Genomic DNA, 18,819 nt, shown 5'->3' with positions numbered 1-18,819 from the left:
CTATTAGAAGCTTACGGGACTAAAGAACTCGCGTGTTTATTTTATAAAAATACAAAATATAGAATAGCTGCTAACACAATTCGATATAGTGCAAACGGTACTAATTTGATACGATTAATTAATTTCAGGAAAAAGCGAATAGATACCAGCGCAAAAATAAAGGCGCTGATAAAACCAGCAATAAAAAACGGTAGCGCATCTGATGTGAAATACTGCCAGTTTTTAACCAATGAAAGTCCACTTGCTCCTGCCATGATTGGCACTGCCATAATAAATGTAAAATCTGCCGCTGCCTTATGGCTCATTCCAAGAAGAACTCCTCCTGAAATCGTTGAGCCTGAACGAGAAAAACCTGGCCAAAGAGCAATACATTGAAACAGTCCTATACCCAGTGCTTGTCCATAAGACATTTGGTCCACCGTCTCTACACGCGGACGTTTAGGTCCAAACAAATCTGCTAGAATCATTAATACAGCTCCGACTACTAAGCCAATTAGCACCGTATTTAAAGAAAACAAATGTTCATCAATGTAATCATCAAACAAAAGTCCTAACACTCCTGCGGGTAACAAACCAACAATTACCTGCATTAAATTCAAGCGATTTGTCGGTCCAATTGGAGCAGCTGGCTTTTTTCCCAATCCTAATAAATTAATGAAACGATCTTTAAAAATAACTACTACTGCTAAGATCGACCCTAGCTGAATAACAATTTTAAATGTATTAGCTACTGGAGATGAAAATAATTCTTTGGAATTCAACCATAGGTCATCCACAATAATCATATGCCCAGTTGACGAAACAGGAGCAAACTCTGTTAAACCTTCTACAATCCCTAAAATGATTGCTACAATAATTTCCCACATAAAGCTATGTACCTTGCCTTTCTTTCAAATTAATAAGCTTATCGCTTCGTTTTACATGCTCAACTATTTTCCTAATTTGACACTTGCTTTTTTATCATAATTGTTAAAACTATGAAATACAATGTGTATTTGCAAAAAGATAAGAATCTTTAATAATTTGTAATAAAAACCTTACATGCTATAATCAAAAAACACGATATCAGCTTTTATTTACTTTAGAAAGTAGTCACTATGTTCGGTATAAATTCCGGCCCCTTAGCTAAAAATGAATCATCTAGACTATTTTTCTTTAGTGTGAAAAAATGACTAAATCATTATGTTTTTTCCATCTCCTTTACTGTCACCTATCATTTTAATCAACTAATGCTTGCTTATACGACATATCCCCTAAGTAATTTGAAACTTTTTTCTTGCTTTTCTCGTATATAGTAGTATCTTTTTTAGGAGGCTTTTTACTATGAATGGAAATGTACGTACAATGAAATGGGTCACTGCTGGGTATGAAGCCTTGCTGGGAATTCCTTTAATTGGCGCCGGGATTGTTATGGGCTTTAGTTATACTCCTCTTTTTATTGGATTTATTCTTCATGCTATCACGCTCATTTTAGCTAATAGACGAGGGTTATCTGCGTATGGAAACATACTAGGGATTGTTACTTCACTGGTTGCTTGGATTCCATTTTTAGGGTTTATCATGCACATTATTACAGCTATTGTGATTGCAATCGATGCCGCTAGACAACGTTAATTGTCTAGCTTTTTTTATTTAAGGGTTGATTTTTTACCGAATGATGGTAAACTTAAGCCGTAAATTGAATAATTTGAATGTTATTTCTACTAGGGGTGTCTGATAGCTCAGACTGAGAGAAGAGTGCAATAAAACTCTTTAACCCTTTGAACCTGATTTGGGTTATACCAGCGGAGGGAAGTAGTCTTGAAAAGAATAGTATATGTTTATTCTTTTTTCGCCTATTCCATCGGGTTCTGTCTATCACAGAACCCGATTTTTTTATGGTTCGGTATAGCTACACTTTATGCGAAACCGGAGGAATATGTAATGTCAAAACAAAATGTATCAGTTTCTATGAAAAAGCCTTTTCCAAACAGTCACAAAGTATATGTCCAAGGATCCAGAGAAGACCTTAAAGTGCCTATGCGTGAAATTCATCAGTCTCCTACTACAGGATCTTTTGGGGAAGAAGAAAATAGTCCCGTACGTGTATACGACACGAGCGGTGTTTATACAGATCCCTGTTATGAAATTAATTTACAAAAAGGATTACCGGCTCTGCGCGAAAAGTGGATTGCAGAACGAAACGATGTAGAAACATATCAAGGCCGTACGGTTCAGCCACAGGATAACGGTTATTATGATGGTGATCCAAGAGATCAGTACGAGCGCTTTATCACTAATCGTTTACCGTTGCGCGCGAAAAAAAATCAAAATGTAACGCAAATGCACTATGCGAAAAAAGGAATCATCACGCCCGAAATGGAATTTATCGCTATTCGTGAACAGATGGATCCTGAAGTCGTGCGTGAAGAAGTAGCAAGAGGACGTGCCATTATTCCTAATAATATCAATCACCCTGAGAGCGAACCGATGATTATCGGCCGCAAATTCCACGTGAAAATCAATGCTAATATCGGAAATTCAGCTATTCGTTCAGCTATTGAAGATGAAGTAGAAAAAATGACATGGGCAACGCGTTGGGGAGCCGATACAATTATGGATTTATCAACAGGAAAGGATATCCACACAACGCGCGAATGGATTATCCGCAACTCGCCTGTTCCTGTAGGGACCGTTCCTATTTACCAAGCGCTTGAAAAAGTAAAAGGCGTAGCAGAAGATCTAACGTGGGAAGCATATCGCGATACATTAATTGAACAAGCTGAACAAGGTGTTGATTACTTTACTATTCACGCAGGTGTTCTTTTACGCTATATTCCTCTGACAGCGAAACGTACGACAGGTATTGTTTCACGCGGAGGATCCATCTTGGCGCAGTGGTGTTTAGCTCATCATGAAGAGAACTTTTTATATACTCGCTTTGAAGAAATCTGTGAAATCTGTAAAGCATACGATATTTCTATTTCACTTGGCGATGGACTACGTCCTGGTTCCATTGCAGATGCTAATGATGAGGCACAGTTCGGTGAATTAGAAACACTTGGTGAATTAACTAAAATTGCTTGGAAACACGATGTTCAAGTTATGATTGAAGGTCCTGGACATGTTCCTATGCACCTCATCAAAGAAAACGTAGATAAACAAATGGAAATATGCCAAGAAGCTCCCTTCTATACTCTTGGACCGCTTACAACCGACATCGCTCCAGGCTATGACCATATTACATCAGGTATTGGGGCTGCAATGATTGGCTGGTTTGGGACAGCTATGCTTTGCTACGTAACGCCAAAAGAACATTTAGGTCTGCCGAATAAAGAAGACGTTCGAGAAGGCGTTATCACCTATAAAATTGCTGCGCATGCCGCGGACCTAGCAAAAGGCCATCCAGGAGCACAAAAACGCGATAACGCGCTGTCTAAAGCAAGATTTGAATTTAGATGGAATGATCAATTTAACCTTTCACTAGATCCAGAGCGCGCAAAAGAATATCACGATGAAACACTTCCCGCTGAAGGTGCTAAAACAGCCCATTTCTGTTCAATGTGTGGACCTAAATTCTGTTCGATGCGTATTTCTCAAGATATTCGTAACATGGCTCAAGAAAATGAAAAAGATGTAAATGAAGTAAGAAAAGAAGGAATGAAAGAAAAAGCTAAAGAGTTTGTTAACAGTGGTTCAAATATCTATCAATAATGAAGTAGAACAGCTTAAAGAACAAATTAAACAGCTTGAAAGAAAGTTATTATTTGTTCAGCAAAATTGTCAGCACATTATCGTTGAATCCTCACATTCTTCCGTAAGACGCTGCATTAAGTGTTTCTATCAACAAGAAGCAGAAGCTGAGCCAAAAGTATTTTAGTTGAAGAAAAATCCGAACGAGTTGAATTCTTGATTAAGAATCCAGCTCGCTCGGATTTTTTCATTGGTAGGGTGAACGTAGATTTCATGCATGTAGCAACCGCAATGTAACAAGCTATCCATACTAGCTCATTTATCCCATTTGTTCGTCTTTAGATTGGATTAATTTCATTACGTTTCTCAAGTTCATCTTTTTTTGAAACGTGCTTTCAGCATGTTCTTAATCCAATATAGTATTTTAATAATAACCCAGCCTATAAATGTACCTAGCGTATTCAAAAAGATATCATCAATATCAAATACTCGTTCCGTTAGCTTGTACTGTAAAATTTCAATCAGAAAACTGATTAAGAAACCCGTCGTAAACACTTGAATAAAACCGTCAAACCACTTCATAAACAAAGGAATAAACATTCCAAGCGGCGCAAACATCACGATATTCCCCAGTATATTTGTCAGAGTGAGCATTATATTCCCGCTGTCCCACATCAGACGGATCGTGCTAAATAAATCCAAGTTCATTGCTTTTCCGTAAACATGTTCGTTTTCCCGTATGAGAGTAGCATAAATGACCACTGCCGTATACGCAATAAATAGAATGAACATGACTTTTTTAACGATTGACCTGATGCTTACATTCACTTCAACATCACCTTCTTTGACTCCCAAAACCATTTATTATTATCTATATGTACCCGTCCACTGCTTTCATTCGTCGTGAATGCATTTACATGCTTTTTTATCCTATCACATCAATAAATAAATACAATTCCCTTTTTATTATTTTGTAAACTAAAATTTTTTCACTTAAAAAAAGCCATGCTTTTCGCATGACTTTTTTAATTAATAACTCCACGATGGATAATTTCCACTTGTACTTCCGGATTAATCAAGATATTTTTATAGTCCTGTCTCCATTTAAGCCTTTTCCATATACTCGGGTAATAGGCAGCTACTTCTCTTCCTATTTCAAGAAAATCGCAGTTAGCTTTTTGCAGCTTTCCAACTACTTTTTCTGCTTTCTTTTGTAGAACTTTTTCAATTTCTTCCTGTACATTTTTTGTTAATGCAGAGGATGACATTTCGTTTTTAGTGAATTCATTAATGCTTACTTTTACACGTAGCGGTATGGTCACCTTTACCCTGTGAATCGCATCCGGCTTAACGTTCATCTTTGCTTTAGCATGTGACACGTCATACGATACTACATACTTTTTATCATGTATGTTAATTTTGTGACTCATAATCATATATTTATCTTTTTGATTTCCTAATAAAAGAAGCACCTTGGATTCCTCAGGGTTTAATGTAATGCCCGCAAATTTATCTTCATTAAACAAAGCTGTACCGATTACATCAACGGTCTTATTTTCAGTATTTAATTTCATATAAGGAAGAGCTAGCCCTTTTCCTTCATCAAACAACACGGTACAAAGTGACTGAAGAGTTTCAATTGGTACTAAAGAATTGGCTTCAGCGGTATGAACAACTCCGTCTAAATATTCTCCAATTAGCTCTTCTCCTACTTGCTGTAATTCAACGATAGTACTTGGCTTTCCTTCGACAATGACATACTTAGCCGTCAAAGGACTTTCCGGTGTACGATATAAAACGTCTGATAATTCTAGTATACCTTCTTTAGCTAATCGATCTTCAAATAGAATTATTCTTTTTTTAGCAGACATCACAATTCCAGAAACCTGCTGGTTAATTTTTGTACGATCGTCCCGAGGTGAATCCCCTTCTACATGATAGGTTTTATTCACTAATGTCCCTTCTTTAGACGTATATGAACGGATCGCAATAGTAGAAATCACCTTATCTTTCTTTTTTTCATAAGCCACTGTAGACAAAAACATCGTATCTTTTAACATTTTTTGATCCCAGCATCCTGTTAAAAAACTTAGAACTAAACATACATTGAAGATCTTGATAAGTTTATTCTTCATTTTTTACTGTTCCTTTTCTTATCCATGATAGAATTAACAAACAAATAGGAATACAGAAAATGAATACGTAAATTAAATAGTTAGTTGCCTGTGACAAAGCTGCCACAAGATTATCCGTTTTTGAAAAATAAATGGAAAGACCAGTTACGAATATCAATACAATTGGAACAAACGGACGGTGAGTTTTCTTTTTGAATATTTCCTGCATGCCTACACTTGAAATATACACGTACATAATAAGGGACGTAATAACAGAAATAATCCAAAAGGTAATAAAAACCAAGTCTATTCGTTCAATAACTGAGTTTTGCGTCGCCTTCAAAATGTATAAAACTGGTTCTGGTACGATTAAGATTTCATCCGGGCTAAAAAATAAATAACAAGCAATGATGATATATACATATAGAACGGTAACAATACAATTACTAAGCATGACCATTTTTAATGTCATAGTGGATTTTGCCTTTACAAACGGTGCTAAAATCAAAATGGCTTCAAAACCTAGCATTGAGATACTTCCCTCTTTTGACGCCAGCAAGATATTTTGAATACCGCTGTGCCCAATCGGAAACAGGTACCGGACATCGGCCTCTTTATAAGCATTCGATATCAACAGCACTAAAATAATTAAAAATACGGATACAATTGTAAAGAAACGCCCTATATTGCGGACATTCTCTTTTGCAAAATACAGCGCAATCACAACTAATAAAAAGACCAGAACATACGCTGGCGTTAAATGATAAAGCCAACGCTTTAACACGTTTACATACAAAACAGTAATAACACTTGAAACAATGATGTAATAAAATACATATCCTATATTTAAAAAATTACCTCCCCACTTACCAAGCAGCTTGCTAGTCATCTGATATAAAGTTAGACCGGGCAACCGATGCGTCAATCCCCAGTGGAATAATGTAATTACTTGGATAATACAGCCGCTAATTAACATTGAAATCCAGCCGTCCGTATGGGCAGTTTTAAATAAGTTATAAGGTAATCCTAAAATACCAATTCCAATTTGAGTTTGTAAAATGGTAAAGAAAAGCTGACTGGCTGAAATACTGTTTTTATTCATTCGAATCCCAATTCCTTATCGCTTTTTGGCGCTTGCGTTTTTGAGGCTTAGCATTAGCAGGCTTTTCATTTAGATAAATCTGATGCATCCTTATAAAAACGTCCTTTAAACCTGAAAATCTAAAAGGAGCAAGAGGAATTAAATATGGCATCGTAATGGACTCTAAAATGACTAAATGCATAACAATGAGCACTAATACAAAAACAATACCCAAGTACCCAAAAACTGCTGCTCCGATCATCATCGGAAAACTTAAAATTCGCAGCGTGGTGCTCATTTCGTTTGATGGCACAACAAAGGAAGAAACGGCTGTTAGAGCAATAACAATAATCATCATATTTGAAACTAAACTCGCCTCAACAATTGCCGTGCCGATAACTAACCCTCCAACCACCCCAATCGTTTGAGCAATTGAAGAAGGCAGTCGAAGAGAAGCCTCTTTTAGTAACTCTAATATTAAAACCATAATAAACGCTTCTACTATCGGAGGAAACGGAACGTTCTCAAGAGAACCTTTTACTGTAAAAACTAAGTCCAAAGGAATCAATTCATAATGAAAAGAAATTGTTGCAATATAAATTGCAGGTAAGCTCATAGCTACAAAAAAGCTGAATATACGTAAAAGGCGGAAAAATGAGCCATAAAGTGCACGCGTATTATAATCTTCAGGCGATTGATAAAAAGAGAAAAAATTAACGGGAGCAATCAACGCAGAGCTATTTCCATTTGTTAGCACTGCCATTCTTCCTTCTAACAGATTGCCCATTACCCGATCCGGCCTTTCTGTGTTCAACAGCTGAGGAAATGGTGAAAGGGGCGAATCTTCTAGAGCCTCTTCAATGATACTCCCGCTATCCACTCCATCCACTTCAATTTGTTGGATACGATTAATGATCGTGTTACAAATCTCTACGTTAGCTATATTTTTCAAATATAAAACTGCTACTCGCGTGCGTGAAATACTGCCTACTTCGATATAACGTACAATAAGGCTTCCATCTAAAAACCTTTGTCTCATCAAGTTCAAATTTTTATCTAAACTCTCCACAAAACTTTCTTGAGACCCCCTGATTATTTTCTCATTCAGCGCTTGGTTCACTTCTCTTGTAGCTGTTTTTGTAGAATCAATTGCATAAACCAACGGATCATTCTCGATTAATAGAACAGAAGCACCTCGGCTCATTAAACTAATCATTTCATCCAAATCTTTTGTAGGAGTAATGGAAGCAGCCTGAATGACTTCTTTTATCTCCCCTTCTTTTTCTATTAATAACGGTTTGATAACATGATCATTTAACTTGATTGAATCCATAAGGGGCACAAAATAGACTAAAAGCGCACGCTCATGATTAAATTTCAGCCACCTTTGCCCTATATCACTCGTATAGTCTAACCTTTCTTCCAGCATTTTTAGAATTTCTTCTACATTTGTGCCAAGTTCAATTTCTGTTTTTGGCTCTTTTTCTTCAAGGGAGATAGGACTTTTTGTTCGCTTAGGCCTTCGTTTAATTAACAGTGCCACTCACCTGCCTCGATGTCTCTTGTTATTATTCATTGTTTCTAAAAAAAATGAATAATATGTAAAAAATGCAAAAAGACGCAGCGGAAAATTTTCGCTGCGTCTTTTTAATCTGGATAATAAGGATTCAAATGGATTAATACTTCCTGAATATTATCATGCTTTTTCATAAGTGTTGCTTTGATTTCTCGTCCTAAATCATGACCTTCCTTAATTGTTTTAAAGTGGTCAATTGAAATACGTACATCCACTAATATGTAATGGCCATGTTCTCTTGCTCGAACGCGATCAATTCGCTTCACATCTTCAAATTCATAAATGCTTTCTTCAAGTTCTTTCAGTAGCTCTTCATCAATATTGCCTTCCATTAAGATCTGAAAAGACTCTCCCATCATTTGTCTAGCAATGTTAAAAATTAAATAAGCAACAAAGATACTTGCTATTTTATCTCCGTATAACAGCAGTTGAACATCCATTTTATCACCAATAATCGATAATAAAACACCAATTGCCGCTGCAATAGAAGCAACAATATCTGCTTTATGATCAAATGCAATTGCCTCAATTGCCTTACTGTGGTGCTGCTTCGCTACGTTTAAAGAATAACGGTACAACAATACCTTTGCTATGTATGAAATAACAGCAATCCACATGGCTAAAATATTTGGAGATTCAACCGGATGGAATAAACCAACGACTCCTTCAAATACCACATAAAATGATACAAGCAATAAAATAATTCCTACGATTCCCGAGACAATCACTTCTGCTTTTCCATGTCCATATGGATGGTCATCATCTGCTGGTTTATTTGCTACTCGTATAACCAACAAGACAATAATAGAGGCAAATACGTCCGCTGCAGAGTGAATACCATCAGCAAATACAGCATCACTATTTCCAATCCATCCTACTATTACTTTTCCTAGCGTAAGGGCAATATTGCTCCATACGCTAATCCATGCTACTTTTTTCGCAATGGACTCCCTTATACTGTTGTTCATTTCCACACCTCGACTTACTTCTTGAAAAATCAGCTTTTTTATCTTATCACTGCTCATTCAAGTGGGTCTAGAGCAATCTATTTTCGCTTAGCTATATATGTTTCGGTACCGCAAAATTAATGATAATCTACAACATACTCCTTATTATTTCTCCGCCAACTTCTTACGGTCTGTTGCCATTGGAGGTTCTTCCATCCAACCTTGCTCAATCATAATCCGAATTCCATCTTTTCCATACTTCCCTATACGCCCGATTAGCTGAGAAAATTCTACTGCTACATCCGAACGGAACGACATAGACAAGCCAGCACCGCAGTTATCAATAGCAATTGTCACCGCTGTGGAAGTATGATACATCATCAGCTTATCTGAAAACGGTGAAATCGTTGAGTTGGTTACATATGCATCAAGCAGACGCGGACTTGGTAGGTCAGCTTCAGACAATAACTCGGTGAATTGCTTAATTTGCTTACTCGCAAGTTTAACTCCATCAAAAAAATAAGAACGTAATTTTTGTGTGGTAGCTACTTGACTAAATGCCAGCATCAGCGTTTTACCTAATACATTTGTATTAACAATTTCTTGAATAGCCGTAACCTCCAAAGAAGTTAGAGGATGCATTTGAGAGAAAAATGGTGATATAAACGTTTTCTCGTCCACAAAATTCACTTTTACCGGATAAGGAATAACCGGAGGTCTCATCAGCATGCTTTTTCTTAAAATAACGTGGTTAGAATCCTCTAAAAGGCTGTCGCTTTCTTTTACACATCGAGACAGGTGATCATAAATATCTTGCCTTCTCACTGCGCTTAGCGCTCTAGCATATTTCTTCATACCTCCAATGGCCATTTCATTGACATAAATAGCCATAAAAATATCATCAAATAAAGCAGGAACTCCTTTATTCACATCTTGTTCCCCAAAACCTACTGGTATTGGAATTTTTTCCGAGCTAAATAATTCCGTCAATTCGTCTACATGAGTTTGTGAAATCTGATGGGCTTTTTTTAAGAGCTCCTTAATCTCGGCATCTTTTACAACAGATAGAAAATACCCAAGAACACATACATACAGCGTATCGCCTAAATATTGCGCCCATAAGTAACCTAACTCAGCTGCGTTCAACCGCTGATTTTGTTGATGTTTTTGCATTTCGCTCTTTATATTTTCGTTCATTCACTTATTCTCCTTTTGGATAAAGTCGTACTTTTACTATCTCCAAAGAAGCGCTGAATAAACCGCATAAAAAAGACCTAGATAACAAGTCTAGGCCTTTTAGGTTAAGCATATTTCTGGTCTTCTGTTTCTTTTCTAAAAAAGCTTTTCATGGCGTGAAAAACGTCTGATTTTTGTTTTAAAATAAAGTGTCTAAAACTTTCGTCTTGAATATTTTTGTACGCAGACATTAAAGTGGAATGTCGATTGTACTGATTCACTTCCCCATATCCAAACATATTTGACACTTTCATTAATTCATTTACTAACTTTACACACCTTGCGTTATCTGAAGTTAAGTTATCGCCATCTGAAAAATGAAACGGGTAAATATTATAGCGGCTCGGATCATACTTTTGGTTAATTAATTCAAGCGCTTTTCGGTAAGCAGATGAGCAGATGGTTCCCCCGCTTTCTCCTTTGGAGAAGAAGTCTTCTTCTGATACTACTTTTGCCTCTGTATGATGCGCAATAAATTCAATTTCCACTGTTTCATATTTCGTACGTAAAAAGCGTGTCATCCAAAAGAAAAAGCTTCTTGCCATATACTTTTCCCATATGCCCATCGAACCGCTCGTATCCATCATAGCTAAGACGACTGCTTTCGATTCTGGCTTTATAACTTCATTCCACGTTTTGAATTTTAAATCCTCCGGATAAATAGGATGAAAAGCAGCCTTTCCTGTCATTGCGTTTCGCTTGTAAGCGCTCATCATCGTTCGTTTTTTATCGATATTCCCCATCAAACCTGTACGTCGTATATCATTAAATTCAATGTGCTCCACAACAATTTGATCAGATTCTTTTCGCTGAAGATTAGGCAGTTCTAATTGAGCAAATAAAGCCTCTTGAAGCTCCATAAGAGACACTTCTGCTTCAAAGTAGTCTTCTCCAGCCTGGTCACCTGCTCCTTGACCTTTTCCTGCCCCTTTTTGACCATCTCCAGCAGATCCATCACGTGCTACTACATCCCCAACTTTACTGTCTCCATCACCTTGACCCACATGTTTGTTTTTATCATAATTGTACCGAATTCGATATTCATCCAATGATTTGATCGGAATTTTAACTACTTCTCTTCCATTGGACATCACGATATTTTCTTCTGTAATTAAATCCGGTAAATTATTTTTAATTGCTTCTTTAATTTTTTCTTGATGTCTTTTTTGATCATCGTGGCCTTTACGATGGAGGGACCAGTCTTCTTTTGAGACAGCAAAACTTTTATCTACTTCTTTTCCCACGCTATTCCCCTCCTTATTTAAAAAACACCTGCACGTTTTTACTCGGCATGCATAAGCTATACCGAAAGTTTCTGACAAATACCTTTAGTTCAAAGGTTGGTTACTCTTATCCTATGCGCAAGAATGGTATACTTGCTAACTAATTCTTTCACTATTAACTATTCATTTTATAGTGTCTAGTGTCATGTATATGTTTATGACTTATCATATGATGGTTAAGTGCAATGCGTACTACACATTAGCCTAATTATGCAGAGTTTATTTTAAGAGATAAGAAAAACATGGCACAGATCGGAAGTGCCATGTTTTCTTGTTAGTACTGAGTTATCGATTTAACAAACTTCCTACATAGCGCAGCAGTTCATTAGCAGATACTGAATTGTATCCATGCTCATCAATCAATCGAGCCACTACTTCATTTACTTTCTTCAGCTGCTGCTCATCTGGTGTTTTAGTGGACGTTGTAATTTTCACTACGTCTTTTAAATCCGCAAACAATTTTTTCTGAATCGCTTCGCGTAAGCGCTCATGGGAATTATAATCAAATCGTTTTCCTTTACGTGCATAAGCGGAAATACGAATTAAGATTTCTTCGCGGAATGCTTTTTTTGCATTTTCTGAAATACCAATTTGTTCTTCAATTGAACGCATTAATTTATCATCTGGATTTAACTCTTCTCCTGTTAGCGGATCACGAAGCTTATTTTTGTTGCAGTATGCTTCGACATTATCTAAATAATTATCCATTAATGTTTTAGCGGACTCTTCGTATGAATAAACGAACGCTTTTTGCACTTCTTTTTTAGCAATTTCATCATATTCTTTACGCGCCAGAGAAATATAATTCAAGTAACGCTCTCGATCCTCAGCAGAAATAGACGCATGCTGTGCTAACCCTTCTTTCAATGAACGCAGTACATCTAATGCATTGATTGATTTAATATCTTTTCGAATGATGGTAGATGAAATGCGATTAATGACATAACGAGGATCAATACCGCTCATTCCTTCATCCGTATACTCTTTTTGTAACTCTTCTACGTCTGCATCGTTATAGCCTTCTACAGATTGACCGTCGTATAGGCGCATTTTCTTTAATAAATCAATATCGCCTTTTTTAGGCTCTTTTAATCTCGTTAATGTAGTAAAGATAGACGCAATACGTAACGTATGAGGGGCAATATGAACATCTGATACGTCACTTTCACGAATCATTTTGTCATAAATTTTTTCCTCATCACTCACTTTTAAGTTATATGGAACAGGCATTACAATAATTCGTGAATGCAAAGCTTCATTTTTCTTATTGGAAATAAACGAGCGATACTCTGTTTCATTTGTATGCGCTACGATTAATTCATCTGCACTAATTAAAGCAAACCTTCCTGCTTTAAAGTTTCCTTCTTGAGTTAAAGAGAGTAAATGCCATAAAAATTTCTCATCACATTTTAACATCTCCTGGAACTCCATCATTCCTCGGTTTGCTTTATTAAGCTCTCCGTCAAAGCGGTAAGCACGCGGATCTGACTCAGATCCATACTCTGCAATTGTTGAAAAGTCAATGCTTCCTGTTAGATCGGCAATGTCTTGAGATTTCGGATCAGAAGGACTGAACGTTCCAATTCCAGTTCGTTTGTCCTCTGAGAAGAAAATGCGTTCGATAATGACGTCTTCAATTCTGCCGCCATACTCTTCCTCTAATCGCATTGTATTTAAAGGAGATAAGTTTCCTTCAATTCGGATACCATACTCTTCAAAGAAGTCTTTACGTAAATGATGTGGAATTAAATGCAGCGGATCTTCATGCATTGGGCATCCTTTAATAGCGTAAACAGCTCCTCGATCAGTAAGAGAATAAGCTTCAAGCCCTCTTTTTAACATGGTCACTAGCGTCGATTTACCACCACTTACCGGACCCATTAAAAGTAAAATACGTTTACGAACGTCTAAACGCTTTGCAGCTGGATGAAAATATTCTTCCACCAAGCGTTCTAGCGAATCTTCAAGTCCAAACATTTGTCCACTGAAAAATTTATAATGTCTTTTACCATTTACCTCTTCAATTCCTGCATCCTTTATCATGTTGTATACTCTAGAGTGTGCAGGCTGAGCAATTAAAGGCTCATCTTTAATCAGCTTTAGGTACTCTTCAAATGTCCCTTCCCACTTAAGACGATTCTCTTCTTCGCGGTATCTTTCAACTTTCTTTAATATATCCATTAAAGGACCTCCCCTACTAGTTATGGTGCTAGTGAACAAGATTAATACAATCTATGCAGCAAAATGTTTGAACATGCTTTTTAAATTGTAAAATTCAGAAATTTGTCCTTGCTAGGCATTCACAGTGAAGTATTTATTAGCTATAATAAAAGAGTAAGAAGGAACGGTTAAACTTTGTTAGAGAACTTATGTCTCTAGAAAAGTTATTTTGTCATTATTACCATCATGAGATATGGGAAGTCGGTTTTAACTGCAGTAGCTGTATAATCCTTTTAATTAGATTGAGGAGGAAAATCAATGCGCTTACTTTTAGTATTAGGAGTAACAATTGCTTTTTTAGCATCCATCTTCAGAGCGGGATACAATGATAAACCGGGCGTTAAAAAATAACCACTACATATCATCGTCGACATAAATAAAAAAGCGAGGTTCAATAAAATTTGAACCTCGCTTTTTACTTAAGATAAACCAGCATAATTTTGTTGACGCAGCGCTTCATAGATTAAAATAGCTGCTGTATTAGATAAATTTAAAGAACGAACATTTTCTGTCATCGGTAAACGAAGACATCTTTCCATGTTCTCTTCAATAATGTGCTTTGGCAGACCCTTTGTTTCTCTTCCAAATACGAAGAAATGATCCTGCTCTAAGTCACTATAATCAAATGTTGTATGTGGCTGCTGACCAAATTTTGTGATGAAGTAGAAACCTGCTTCAGGATACTTTTCGAATACTTCCTCTAATGAATCATGATACACCACATTTACAAATTCCCAATAATCCAATCCAGCTCGCTTTAACATTTTATCATCTGTTGAAAAGCCTAACGGACGAACTAAATGCAGCGTCGTATTTGTTGCTGCACATGTTCGCGCAATATTTCCTGTATTTGCTGGAATTTCTGGTTGAAATAACACTACGTGTACTCCCACAAATTTTCACCTCTGCTAACAAATCTATTCATCATTATACCACTAACTTGCTAAAACGAAAGTCTTACCGATCAACGATATGGAAAAAATCATACTTAATCTTTGGCGTGTAAGCCGTTGAATCTTCATAAGCCCAATATCTCATTCGACTATTATACGTGTTCGCATTTACAAGAGGCATACCGTGACCGTCTTTTGCTACAACAATGGTCGTATGATTCCATCTCCCATCTCCTTCAAAATCGTAGCAGATAACGTCTCCCGGGACAAGTTCGCTTGCTGAAGATTTCCTCACTGCCCGAAGTCCTGATTTGGAGTTACTTAAATAGCTGTGCATGGAATGAGCAACTGCCCAGCTATAGCTCCAGGCGTTCCCTCTCATCCACCATCCGTTTGCTTTTTTAGGATATCCCCGCATCGGCGCCTTTCCTGCATGCAAACACTGTGAAATATAGTTGGTGCAGTTTACCTCAAACTGCTTATAACTTTCATTAGGTTTATCCCAATGTTTTTCTGCATACTGAACAGCTGCAAGACGATCATAATAAGAGGCTCTTTCTTCGTCTTCCTCTACTTCTTCTACATCCATTTCAACCTCATCTTCAGAAAAACCCTTTACCAGCAGCTCATCTTGAATAAGCGTATCTTTATAAAAAAGAGCTAAACGATCTTCAATTTCTTCTTCTATATAGAAAAAATCGTTTTGTTTTAAAAATGCCTGAATGTGCACCTTATATAATACTCTTGTTTCTTCCTGATCCGTATGAGCAGATTGAATAGAACCTTTCATATTACATTTTAAAACATCAACTTCTCTTTTTTTTATAAGAGACCGCTTTAGTTCACACTGCTGTTCAATGAAAGGCTTGAAGTCTTCATGAAGCTCACCTTTTACATAGCTGTCCGCACGCGCTTTAATTAAAGTATATAATACATTCCTTTTTGTTAGCATAATGTCACCACTTTTCTAAGCGTTTATTATACGCTATGACTCATTAGCTAACTTTATCAATAAAAATACGGTTTAGATCTCTTGAAGCATCTCTATACCTTTTGACATTTCTTCAATTACTTCTTGGTCCTTTTCTTTTTCTCTTAAGTTCATAAGTGTATCTAACGCTTCTTTATCGCCAATTTTGCCTAACGCCCATGCCGCTGTTCCTCGAATGACAGGGCGAACGTCATTTTTAATTAACTCAATTAAAGCTGGAACGGCGGTTTGATCTTTAAAATGGGCCAGTGCAATAATGGCATTGCGCTGAATTGGCTTTTTCCCTCTCCAAGAACCTGAAACATGTCCAAATTTCTCTTTGAACTCACGATTACTCATCGTTAAAAGCGGTTTTAATTTAGGCTTCGCAAGTTCTGGATCAGGCTCCATCTCAGGGTGAAAATGAAAGTCTTTTCCTTTATTTTCAGGACACACAGTTTGACATGTATCACAGCCATATAAACGATTGCCTAATTTACTTCGAAATTCTTCAGCTAAAAATCCTTTTGTTTGGGTTAAAAAGGCAATGCATCGCTGCGAATTCAGCTGGCCGCCTGTTACAAGCGCACCCGTAGGACACGCATCAACGCACTTATTACAAGTACCACAACCGTCCTCTATCGGTTTATCAGGAGGAAACGGGATATCTGTAATCATTTCTCCTAAATACACGTAGGAACCGAATTCAGGTGTAATAATGGCACAGTTCTTACCGCTCCAGCCAATACCAGCTCTTTCTGCTACAGCTCGGTCCGACAGCTCGCCTGTGTCTACCATCGATTGAAGGATAGCTGCAGGTACTTTTTCTTTTATGAAGGTTTCAAGCTTTTGAAGCCTATCACGTAGAACCGTATGATAATCTTGCCCCCAAGAAGCACGGCAAAAGATTCCTCGGCGATCTTCCTTTGTGCTCTTTGGTGCATCCTTTAATTTAGAAGGATACGCAAGTGCAATTGAAATAATAGATCTAGCTTTTGGAACAACTAATGTGGGATCTACTCTCTTTTCAATATCAGGTTCTTCAAAGCCTGAAGCATAACCTAACTCTTGCTGTGCTAACAATCGATTCTTTAACTCATCAAACATAGAAGCACTCGCAAACCCAATCTTATCGATTCCAATCTCTTTGCTGTATGAAATAATTTCTTCCTTCAACTGATACGCATTCATAGTGAGTAATGGCCTCCTTTCCAAGAAATTCTATATATTCATGCATTGAACTGTTTTCTCACTCAATGAAATGATAGGATGGTATCTATAAACGAACAAATACTAATTATAATAGAAAGGATCAAAAAAATGAACTTTACATTATCGCCCGCTATTAAACAGCTTTGCCCTTCTTTTAAAATGGGAATCATTCAGTATAAAAATATTGAAGTTGGTGATTCTCCTCAAATGCTAAAAGGACGTCTGCGCCTCTTTCAAGAATCCATTTATTTCGACCTTGAGTCAAAAAAAGTAACAGAATTCGAAGGTGTTAGCGAGTGGAGAAAGCTTTTCAAAACATTTGGAACTGATCCAAGTAAATACCGTCCTTCTATAGAAGCTTTAATTAGAAGAATAGGAAAACAAACGTATTTGCCTTCTATCAATTCTGCTGTGGACATTAATAACTTTTTTTCATTGCAATATGAAGTCCCAATTGGAATTTATGATTCCTCTAATTTAGAGGGTCCCATCGAATTTACTATCGGTAAAAAAGAAGAGTCTTATGAAGCTCTAAATGAACGTAATATTTCTTTAGAAAATAAAATCCTTTCAAAAGATGTCCTAGGAGCTTTCGGAAGCCCTTATGTCGATTCTAACCGAGCATACGTAACTGAAAAGACAACACAAGCTGTACAGTTCATTTATTTAAAGCCTTCACTTTCAGAAGAACAGGCTTATAAACTAACTAAATCCCTAAGTGACATGTTCATTCAAATCCACGGCGGAGAAGCAACCTATCAAGTCATTAACTGATGTACGTAAATATAGCGTCTATCTTGAAAAGATAGACGCTATATTTGCGCTAAAAATAAAAAACGCAACATCTCAGCTTTGAAAGCGAGACACTGCGTTGTGATAACAATATGTATGGAGCGGGTGATGAGAATCGAACTCACGACATCAGCTTGGAAGGCTGAGGTTTTACCACTAAACTACACCCGCAAATATTATCAAAATTTGTCGACCGATAAGTAAAAATAAAAACAGGAAGCATCCTGTCAAGTAAAGCTAAAGTACCGATGGTCGGGGTCGAACCGACACTCCCGAAGGAACACGATTTTGAGTCGTGCGCGTCTGCCAATTCCGCCACATCGGCAAAATAAAAAAGGCAAGTTAAAATTATAAATGGTGCCGAGGGCCGGACTTGAACCGGCACGGTAGTCACCTACCGCAGGATTTTAAGTCCTGTGTGTCTGCCAATTCCACCACCCCGGCAGCTTGTAAATAAATGGAGGCGGCAACCGGATTTGAACCGGTGATAAAGGTTTTGCAGACCTCTGCCTTACCACTTGGCTATGCCGCCATTTACTCAAGACTAAATAACTTTATTAAAATTGGAGCGGAAGACGAGGTTCGAACTCGCGACCCCCACCTTGGCAAGGTGGTGTTCTACCACTGAACTACTTCCGCATATATGGCTGGGCTAGCTGGATTCGAACCAACGCATGACGGAATCAAAATCCGTTGCCTTACCGCTTGGCGATAGCCCAATATTGGAATATGCATACCGTTTATAAATGGGGCGACTGATGGGAATCGAACCCACGAATGCCGGAACCACAATCCGGTGCGTTAACCACTTCGCCACAATCGC

At 37.3% G+C, this 18,819-nt stretch carries 16 protein-coding genes, 7 tRNA genes and 1 riboswitch; of the genes, 4 read left to right on the top strand and 19 right to left on the bottom strand.

Features of this window, described 5'->3' with window-relative positions; genetic code table 11:
- Positions 1-41 precede the first annotated feature (41 nt).
- Entirely contained in the window at positions 42-866 is an 825-nt protein-coding gene (locus ACFX40_RS27110) for an undecaprenyl-diphosphate phosphatase (protein WP_013055186.1), read from the bottom strand.
- Positions 867-1,323: 457 nt separating this feature from the next.
- On the opposite strand from ACFX40_RS27110, the gene ACFX40_RS27105 reads away from it, so the two are divergent.
- From ACFX40_RS27105 to ACFX40_RS27095, 3 genes are all read left to right on the top strand, one after another.
- Positions 1,324-1,614 carry a hypothetical protein gene (locus tag ACFX40_RS27105; RefSeq protein WP_013055185.1) on the top strand — a complete coding sequence of 97 codons (291 nt, stop codon included), beginning with the start codon at positions 1,324-1,326 and terminating at the stop codon, positions 1,612-1,614.
- A gap of 81 nt (positions 1,615-1,695) precedes the next feature.
- Positions 1,696-1,810: riboswitch (TPP riboswitch) on the top strand.
- A gap of 113 nt (positions 1,811-1,923) precedes the next feature.
- A complete protein-coding gene (gene thiC, locus ACFX40_RS27100; protein WP_016762883.1) occupies positions 1,924-3,693 on the top strand; it encodes a phosphomethylpyrimidine synthase ThiC in 1,770 nt (589 codons plus the stop codon).
- Positions 3,671-3,859 (top strand): hypothetical protein, encoded by a 189-nt coding sequence (locus tag ACFX40_RS27095; protein WP_028410320.1) that lies wholly within the window; start codon positions 3,671-3,673, stop codon positions 3,857-3,859. Before thiC ends, ACFX40_RS27095 begins: the two co-directional genes overlap by 23 nt.
- 185 nt (positions 3,860-4,044) lie before the next feature.
- Here ACFX40_RS27095 and ACFX40_RS27090 read toward each other — a convergent pair whose 3' ends face one another.
- The 11 genes from ACFX40_RS27090 to queG all read right to left on the bottom strand — a co-directional run bounded on the left by ACFX40_RS27090 (position 4,045) and on the right by queG (position 17,183).
- Positions 4,045-4,500: a VanZ family protein gene (locus ACFX40_RS27090; RefSeq protein WP_223269067.1), complete on the bottom strand. Its 456-nt coding sequence runs from the start codon at positions 4,498-4,500 to the stop codon at positions 4,045-4,047.
- A gap of 197 nt (positions 4,501-4,697) precedes the next feature.
- Positions 4,698-5,807 carry a Ger(x)C family spore germination protein gene (locus tag ACFX40_RS27085; RefSeq protein ID WP_377257299.1) on the bottom strand — a complete coding sequence of 370 codons (1,110 nt, stop codon included), beginning with the start codon at positions 5,805-5,807 and terminating at the stop codon, positions 4,698-4,700.
- On the bottom strand, positions 5,797-6,888 hold the full coding sequence (locus ACFX40_RS27080) for a GerAB/ArcD/ProY family transporter (RefSeq protein WP_252124042.1): 1,092 nt from the start codon (positions 6,886-6,888) through the stop codon (positions 5,797-5,799). The genes ACFX40_RS27085 and ACFX40_RS27080 overlap by 11 nt, the downstream gene beginning before the upstream one ends.
- Positions 6,881-8,410 (bottom strand): spore germination protein, encoded by a 1,530-nt coding sequence (locus ACFX40_RS27075; protein WP_098526340.1) that lies wholly within the window; start codon positions 8,408-8,410, stop codon positions 6,881-6,883. Before ACFX40_RS27075 ends, ACFX40_RS27080 begins: the two co-directional genes overlap by 8 nt.
- Positions 8,411-8,514: 104 nt before the next feature.
- Complete coding sequence (locus ACFX40_RS27070) at positions 8,515-9,411, bottom strand: cation diffusion facilitator family transporter (RefSeq protein ID WP_014461808.1); 897 nt, start codon at positions 9,409-9,411, stop codon at positions 8,515-8,517.
- 144 nt (positions 9,412-9,555) lie between these two features.
- Complete coding sequence (locus ACFX40_RS27065; protein WP_028410316.1) at positions 9,556-10,587, bottom strand: DUF3231 family protein; 1,032 nt, start codon at positions 10,585-10,587, stop codon at positions 9,556-9,558.
- A gap of 104 nt (positions 10,588-10,691) precedes the next feature.
- Positions 10,692-11,870 (bottom strand): sporulation protein YhbH, encoded by a 1,179-nt coding sequence (gene yhbH, locus ACFX40_RS27060; RefSeq protein ID WP_013055180.1) that lies wholly within the window; start codon positions 11,868-11,870, stop codon positions 10,692-10,694.
- 324 nt (positions 11,871-12,194) lie between these two features.
- Entirely contained in the window at positions 12,195-14,090 is a 1,896-nt protein-coding gene (locus ACFX40_RS27055; RefSeq protein ID WP_013055179.1) for a PrkA family serine protein kinase, read from the bottom strand.
- 458 nt (positions 14,091-14,548) lie between these two features.
- Positions 14,549-15,022: a tRNA (uridine(34)/cytosine(34)/5-carboxymethylaminomethyluridine(34)-2'-O)-methyltransferase TrmL gene (gene trmL, locus ACFX40_RS27050; RefSeq protein WP_016762878.1), complete on the bottom strand. Its 474-nt coding sequence runs from the start codon at positions 15,020-15,022 to the stop codon at positions 14,549-14,551.
- 64 nt (positions 15,023-15,086) lie between these two features.
- On the bottom strand, positions 15,087-15,974 hold the full coding sequence (locus ACFX40_RS27045) for an amidase domain-containing protein (RefSeq protein WP_060745430.1): 888 nt from the start codon (positions 15,972-15,974) through the stop codon (positions 15,087-15,089).
- A gap of 72 nt (positions 15,975-16,046) precedes the next feature.
- The gene (gene queG / locus ACFX40_RS27040) at positions 16,047-17,183 is read right to left on the bottom strand and encodes a tRNA epoxyqueuosine(34) reductase QueG (RefSeq protein ID WP_028410314.1); all 1,137 of its coding nucleotides are present in this window, start codon (positions 17,181-17,183) and stop codon (positions 16,047-16,049) included.
- Positions 17,184-17,312: 129 nt separating this feature from the next.
- Here queG and ACFX40_RS27035 point away from each other — a divergent pair, with 129 nt between their 5' ends.
- Positions 17,313-17,978: a B3/B4 domain-containing protein gene (locus ACFX40_RS27035; protein WP_028410313.1), complete on the top strand. Its 666-nt coding sequence runs from the start codon at positions 17,313-17,315 to the stop codon at positions 17,976-17,978.
- Between the two features lie 115 nt (positions 17,979-18,093).
- Here the strand turns inward: ACFX40_RS27035 and ACFX40_RS27030 are convergent.
- From ACFX40_RS27030 to ACFX40_RS27000, 7 genes are all read right to left on the bottom strand, one after another.
- Positions 18,094-18,167, bottom strand: a tRNA-Gly gene (locus ACFX40_RS27030).
- Positions 18,168-18,239: 72 nt separating this feature from the next.
- Positions 18,240-18,321: transfer RNA gene (locus ACFX40_RS27025), tRNA-Leu, on the bottom strand.
- 30 nt (positions 18,322-18,351) lie between these two features.
- Positions 18,352-18,440: transfer RNA gene (locus ACFX40_RS27020), tRNA-Leu, on the bottom strand.
- A gap of 14 nt (positions 18,441-18,454) precedes the next feature.
- Positions 18,455-18,528, bottom strand: a tRNA-Cys gene (locus ACFX40_RS27015).
- 32 nt (positions 18,529-18,560) lie between these two features.
- Positions 18,561-18,635: transfer RNA gene (locus tag ACFX40_RS27010), tRNA-Gly, on the bottom strand.
- Between the two features lie 5 nt (positions 18,636-18,640).
- Positions 18,641-18,715 (bottom strand) — tRNA-Gln (locus ACFX40_RS27005).
- Positions 18,716-18,743: 28 nt separating this feature from the next.
- Positions 18,744-18,819, bottom strand: a tRNA-His gene (locus ACFX40_RS27000).

The sequence above is a fragment of the Priestia sp. YIM B13552 genome (assembly GCF_042787775.1).
In the GTDB taxonomy this organism is placed as follows: domain Bacteria; phylum Bacillota; class Bacilli; order Bacillales; family Bacillaceae_H; genus Priestia; species Priestia megaterium_E.
Note: the sequence above shows the minus strand (reverse complement) of the source record. Positions and strands in the feature narration are given on the sequence as shown.

What these genes read in the sequence shown, in the direction of transcription:
- ACFX40_RS27110 (WP_013055186.1), bottom strand. Translation starts at nt 866, where the DNA reads ATGTGGGAAATTATTGTAGCAATCATTTTAGGGATTGTAGAAGGTTTA.
- ACFX40_RS27105 (WP_013055185.1), top strand. Translation starts at nt 1,324, where the DNA reads ATGAATGGAAATGTACGTACAATGAAATGGGTCACTGCTGGGTATGAA.
- thiC (WP_016762883.1), top strand. Translation starts at nt 1,924, where the DNA reads ATGTCAAAACAAAATGTATCAGTTTCTATGAAAAAGCCTTTTCCAAAC.
- ACFX40_RS27085 (WP_377257299.1), bottom strand. Translation starts at nt 5,807, where the DNA reads ATGAAGAATAAACTTATCAAGATCTTCAATGTATGTTTAGTTCTAAGT.
- ACFX40_RS27080 (WP_252124042.1), bottom strand. Translation starts at nt 6,888, where the DNA reads ATGAATAAAAACAGTATTTCAGCCAGTCAGCTTTTCTTTACCATTTTA.
- ACFX40_RS27070 (WP_014461808.1), bottom strand. Translation starts at nt 9,411, where the DNA reads ATGAACAACAGTATAAGGGAGTCCATTGCGAAAAAAGTAGCATGGATT.
- ACFX40_RS27065 (WP_028410316.1), bottom strand. Translation starts at nt 10,587, where the DNA reads ATGAACGAAAATATAAAGAGCGAAATGCAAAAACATCAACAAAATCAG.
- ACFX40_RS27055 (WP_013055179.1), bottom strand. Translation starts at nt 14,090, where the DNA reads ATGGATATATTAAAGAAAGTTGAAAGATACCGCGAAGAAGAGAATCGT.
- ACFX40_RS27045 (WP_060745430.1), bottom strand. Translation starts at nt 15,974, where the DNA reads ATGCTAACAAAAAGGAATGTATTATATACTTTAATTAAAGCGCGTGCG.
- queG (WP_028410314.1), bottom strand. Translation starts at nt 17,183, where the DNA reads ATGAATGCGTATCAGTTGAAGGAAGAAATTATTTCATACAGCAAAGAG.
- ACFX40_RS27035 (WP_028410313.1), top strand. Translation starts at nt 17,313, where the DNA reads ATGAACTTTACATTATCGCCCGCTATTAAACAGCTTTGCCCTTCTTTT.